General features: G+C 64.8%; 6 protein-coding genes. 5 read left to right on the forward strand and 1 reads right to left on the reverse strand.

Annotated elements, in window-relative coordinates; genetic code table 11:
* The 5 genes from trpD to lexA all read left to right on the forward strand — a co-directional run.
* A partial coding sequence (gene trpD, locus VN004_RS21920) for an anthranilate phosphoribosyltransferase (RefSeq protein WP_325614315.1) occupies nt 1-773 on the forward strand: 773 nt, incomplete at its 5' end.
* A gap of 7 nt (nt 774-780) precedes the next feature.
* Nucleotides 781-1,593, forward strand: coding sequence for an indole-3-glycerol phosphate synthase TrpC (gene trpC, locus VN004_RS21925; RefSeq protein WP_325614317.1), 813 nt, complete (start codon nt 781-783; stop codon nt 1,591-1,593).
* Nucleotides 1,594-1,597: 4 nt separating this feature from the next.
* Nucleotides 1,598-2,083, forward strand: a complete 486-nt coding sequence (gene moaC / locus VN004_RS21930; RefSeq protein ID WP_325614320.1) for a cyclic pyranopterin monophosphate synthase MoaC — start codon at nt 1,598-1,600, stop codon at nt 2,081-2,083.
* Nucleotides 2,084-2,086: 3 nt separating this feature from the next.
* Entirely contained in the window at nt 2,087-3,298 is a 1,212-nt protein-coding gene (gene glp / locus VN004_RS21935) for a gephyrin-like molybdotransferase Glp (protein ID WP_325614322.1), read from the forward strand.
* A gap of 131 nt (nt 3,299-3,429) precedes the next feature.
* Nucleotides 3,430-4,125, forward strand: coding sequence for a transcriptional repressor LexA (gene lexA / locus VN004_RS21940; protein ID WP_325614324.1), 696 nt, complete (start codon nt 3,430-3,432; stop codon nt 4,123-4,125).
* Here the strand turns inward: lexA and VN004_RS21945 are convergent.
* Nucleotides 4,099-5,512 (reverse strand): ComEC/Rec2 family competence protein (locus VN004_RS21945; protein WP_325614326.1); only part of this gene is annotated, 1,414 nt, incomplete at its 5' end. The two genes, lexA and VN004_RS21945, sit on opposite strands and share 27 nt — an antisense overlap.

The following is a 5,512-nucleotide window of genomic DNA, read 5'->3' on the forward strand; positions in this document are numbered from 1 at the left end:
GAACCGGTGGCGACGCATCCGGCTCCTACAATATCTCCACCTGCGCGGCATTCATCGTCGCCGGTGCCGGCGTGCCCGTCGCCAAGCATGGCAACCGTGCGCTTTCGTCGAAATCCGGCGCGGCCGATGTCCTGACCGCGCTCGGCGTGAAAATCGATCTGCGGCCGGATGAAATCACCCGCTGCGTCTATGAGGCCGGCATCGGCTTCATGTTCGCGCCGGCGCATCACCCGGCAATGAAGAATGTCGGCGCGACGCGCGTCGAGCTTGGCACCCGCACGATCTTCAACCTGCTCGGCCCGCTCTCAAATCCGGCCAGCGTGAAGCGCCAGCTCGTTGGCGTGTTCTCCCGGCAATGGATCGAACCGCTCGCCCAGGTGCTTCACAATCTGGGTGCGGAATCGGTGTGGGTGGTCCATGGCTCGGACGGGCTCGATGAGATCACGACGTCCGGTCCGACCGCGGTGGCGGCACTCGAAAAGGGCAAGATCCGGACATTCGAGATTGCACCGTCCGATATCGGACTCGAGGTTGCGAAACCCGAGGCACTGCGCGGCGGCGATGCCGAGCATAATGCCGCGGCGCTGCTCGATGTGCTGGAGAACAAGCCGGGACCGTATCGCGACGTCGCCCTGATGAATGCCGGCGCGACGCTGGTCGTTGCGGGCGCCGCGAAAGATCTCAAGGAAGGCGCCGCGTTGGCTGACAAATCATTGTCCAGCGGCGCGGCTCGGGCGCGGCTCGACCGGCTGATCGCCGTGTCAAACGGATAGGATGCCGATGGCCGACATTTTGAAGAAGATCGAGGCCTATAAGCGCGAGGAAATCGCCGCGGCAAAGCGCGACAGGAGCGCAGCCGCACTGGATGCCGATGCCCGCGCGGCGGCGCCGGTGCGCGGCTTCGCAGACGCGATCGAGCGCAAGCTCTCTGCCGGAGATTATGCGCTGATCACCGAGGTGAAGAAGGCCAGTCCCTCCAAGGGACTGATCCGCGCCGATTTCGATCCGGTCGCGCTCGCCAAGGCTTACGAAACCGGCGGCGCGGCCTGTTTGTCGGTGCTCACCGACGCGCCATCGTTTCAGGGGAGCCCGGAATTTCTTACTGCGGCGCGCGGCGCAACGTCCCTGCCCGCCTTGCGCAAGGATTTCATGTTCGAGCCCTATCAGGTCGCGCAGGCCAGAGCCTGGGGCGCCGATTGCATCCTGATCATCATGGCGGCCATCGATGACGCAACTGCACACGACCTCGAAGCGGCAGCCCTATCGTATGGCATGGATGTTTTGATCGAGGTCCATGACGAGGCCGAACTCGATCGTGCGCTTGCCCTCAAGTCACGTCTGATCGGTATCAACAATCGCAACCTGCGCACCTTCGAAACCTCGCTCGAGGTCAGCCGCAGGCTCGCCCCGAAGGTCCCGCGCGACCGGGTGATCGTCGGCGAAAGCGGCCTCTTCACGCCTGCGGACCTCGCGCTGTTATCGGAGGTCGGCATCGACACATTCCTGATCGGGGAAAGCCTGATGCGGGCCGCCGATGTCGCCGAGGCGACCCGGACGCTCCTGGCGCGGTCGCGCGTCCGCGCCGCGGGCTGAAGCCATGGCAGACAAGGCCCTCACGCATCTTCGGGCGTCCGGCGAAGCGCATATGGTCGACGTCTCCGCGAAAGCTTCGACCGAGCGTGTCGCAATCGCCGAAGGCCGCGTCGTCATGAGCAAGGACACGCTCGACCTCGTCGTTGCTGGCAACGCCAAGAAGGGCGACGTACTTGGCACCGCGCGGATTGCCGGGATCATGGCGGCGAAGCGCACCCATGAACTCATTCCGCTGTGTCATCCGCTGGCGTTGTCGCAGGTCACCGTCGACCTGACGCCAGACCCCTCGCTGCCCGGAATTGTGGTGCGCGCCAGCGTGAAGGTCACCGGACAAACCGGCGTCGAGATGGAAGCGCTGACCGCGGTTTCGGTCGCGTGCCTGACGATCTACGACATGGTCAAGGCCGCCGAGCGCGGCATGCGGATCGAGGGCATCCATCTCGTGGAGAAGACCGGCGGCAAGTCCGGAACGTACCGGGCGGGATCGTAAATCATGGCGCTGCTGCCGGTCGCCGAGGCGTTGCAGCGGGTCCTCGCTGACGCACGCCCGCTTCCGCTGGAACGAATTCCGCTGGCGGATGCCCGCCGCCGCGTGCTGGCCGAGGATCTGCGAGCCTTGCGGACCCAGCCGCCCGCGGATGTCTCGGCGATGGACGGCTATGCGATCCGCGCCGAAGACGTGACCAGCGCGCCGACCGATCTGAAGGTAATCGGCGAAGTCGCCGCCGGCCGGCCCTTCCCGAATGAATTGCGGCCCGGACAGGCGGTTCGAATCTTCACCGGTGGAGAATTGCCCCCGGGAGCCGACACCATTGTCGTGCAGGAACGGACGCGCCGGGACGGCGACATCGTCATCATCACGGCGGTTCCGGAAAAAGGTCGGCATATCCGCCGCGCCGGCCTCGATTTCCAGAAAAACGAAATTTTGCTGAGCCGCGGCCGTGTCCTGTCCGGCCGCGATCTGGGACTTGCTGCCGCGATGAATCATCCGATGCTGCCGGTGCATCGGAAGCCGCGCGTCGCATTGCTGGCAACCGGCGACGAACTGGTGATGCCCGGGCAACAGCCCGGCCCCGGTCAGATCGTTTATTCGAATGGCTATTCAGTCGCGGCCCTCGCCCGTCAGGAAGGCGCCGACGTGAGCGATCTTGGAATCGTCCGCGACAATCTCGCCGATACCGTCACTGCTATTCGGAATGCAAAGCTGCGCCGCGCCGACGTCCTCGTCACCATGGGCGGCGCATCGGTCGGCGATTACGACCTCGTGCAGGACGCGCTGACCGCCGAGGGCATGGAGCTTTCGTTCTGGAAGATCGCCATGCGACCGGGCCGGCCGCTGATGCATGGGCGGCTCGGTCCGATCCACGTTCTCGGACTTCCCGGCAATCCGGTCTCGGCCTATGTCTGCGCCGTGCTGTTTCTGCTGCCGCTGCTGCGCGTCCTGAGCGGCCGCTCCGACCACTCTATCCCCACTGAACATGCGCTGCTTGGCTCGGACCTGCCGGAAAACGACGAGCGCGCCGACTATCTTCGGGCGAGATTATCCCGGTCCTCGCGCGGGGCTCTGGTTGCGACGCCGTTCCCCCTTCAGGATTCGTCGATGACACGGGTGCTCGCAGAGGCCGACTGCCTTGTGCTGCGCGAACCGCATGCGCCACGCGCCAGCGCCGGCTCGCCCTGCGTCATCATGAAACTTCCGTTGTAGGCGTCGGCTGCTTTCTTCACCTCAAATTAAGGGGTTGCGGAACACATATCGAACATATAGTGTATGTTCATGATTTGTTTCGCATCTGTGGTGTCGTCTGTCGACCCGGATGCTGTCGGGGAGACACGTGAATGTTGACGCGCAAGCAGCTCGAGCTTCTGCGATTCATCAATGAGCGTCTGAAGGAAGCCGGCGTGCCGCCCTCCTTCGACGAGATGAAGGACGCGCTCGACTTGCGGTCCAAGTCCGGCATCCACCGGTTGATCACGGCCCTTGAGGAGCGCGGTTTCATCCGTCGCCTCCCCAATCGTGCCCGCGCGATCGAGGTGATCAAGTTGCCGGAAAGCTCCAATCATGGGGCTTCCGTGCGCCGTGGTTTCACACCGAGTGTGATCGAGGGCAATCTCGGCCGCGTGCGTGTCGCGTCGGAAGACGACGGCGGCCGTCCGGTTTCCGTGCCGGTGATGGGCCGGATTGCCGCGGGTACGCCGATCGAAGCCATTCAGAGCAAGAGCCACACCATCAATGTCCCGCCGGAAATGCTCAGTTCCGGCGATCACTACGCACTGGAGGTGCGGGGCGATTCGATGGTCGATGCCGGCATTCTCGATGGCGATACGGTGCTGATCCGCAAGTCGGACGCCGCGGATACCGGCGACATCGTGGTTGCCCTGATCGACGATGAGGAAGCGACGCTGAAGCGTTTCCGCCGCCGCGGGGCTTCCATCGCACTTGAACCAGCTAATGCTGCGTATGAGGTCCGGATTCTGCCACCGACCCGTGTGCGCATTCAGGGCAAGCTAGTCGGCCTGCTGCGGCGCTACTGAGACCCCGTCATCGGCTTCAAGGTCGGATGGTCTCGGCGTCGCATCGCGCGGTGCGGCGGAACGCGGGGACGCCGCAGTCGCCGCCGGCGCTCGACGGGCCCAGGGCCGGTCGTAGGTCTTTGGACGCGCCGCATCTACGACCAATGTGCCCCCCTCAAGGCGAATCGAAACGGCTCCAGACTCGCGAGCGACCTTCCGGTCGATAACTATCGCCGTGCAGCCAGGCGGCGCCTGTCGCGCGGTGACAAGGACTGCGGCCATGTCGCAATCCTCGATGAGGGCTTCCGCATTCCGGGCCAAGGCCACCGCCCGCCCGTCTGCCATACGCGCGACGCATCCGATCTGATCGCAGGCAATTCCCTGCGAGAGGGAAGCATCGTCTTCAGCCCTGGCGTCGCCGTCCGATGCGAGCCACTGGCGCAAGGCGAAGCCATCGCGACGCGTTGCCATCACACGCAAGACGCCGCTCACGTCGCGTACGGCGACCATCCCGACATCGGCCGAAACCAGGACATCGGGCCGCGTCGTGGTCCAGGCCGAGACGACGCACAGGCTGACCAGCATTGCCCCCACCCAGCGCAGCGGTGAACGCAGAAGGCACAGCACCACAAGTCCTGCCGTCCCGATCAGAAGCGTGCCTGTGCCGAATGCGGAGATGCGGCCGACAGCGCCCGGTAGACCCGTGACCCAGGTCGCAACCGTGATCACCCAATCGATCCCCTCGCCCATCAACCACCAGAACAGCCGATCGAAGCCGAACGGGAGGGCGGCGAGGCCCAGGAGGCCCGCCGGCATCACGACAAGCGATATGACCGGCATTGCGAGCAGATTGGACAACACGCCGTAAGGCGCGAGTCGGTGAAAATGATAGGCGGCAAACAACGTGGTGGCCGCGCCTGCAACCAGCGAGGCGACGATCAGAGCGATGACTTCGCGGCCTCCCCAGAGTGCGAGGCGCGCGGCCAGCGGCGTCGCCGGCTCAGACGACATCCACGGCAAGCCGCGCTCATAGACCGCAATCAGCGCCAGCGTTGCCGCAAACGACATCTGGAAGCTCGGATGCACGATGGATTCGGGAGCGATCGCAAGCAGCACCAGGGCGGCGACGCAGATCGTGCGCAGCGTCAGCGCCGGGCGGTCGAACATCACCCCGATCAGGACGATCGCGGTCATGATGAAGGCGCGCTGCGTTGCGACCTCCGCGCCGGACAGGACGAGATAGAACGATGCCAGGCCGAGCGCTGCAAACGCCGCCCATTTCTTGATCGGAAAGCGGCTGGCGACCACCGAGAACAGCGCGAGCACGGCGCGAAATCCAAAGAACGCAATGCCGGCCACCACTGCCATGTGATAACCGGAGATCGACAAGACGTGCGCAAGGCTCGAT

Source organism: Pseudorhodoplanes sp. (assembly GCF_035565855.1).
Taxonomy (GTDB): domain Bacteria; phylum Pseudomonadota; class Alphaproteobacteria; order Rhizobiales; family Xanthobacteraceae; genus Pseudorhodoplanes.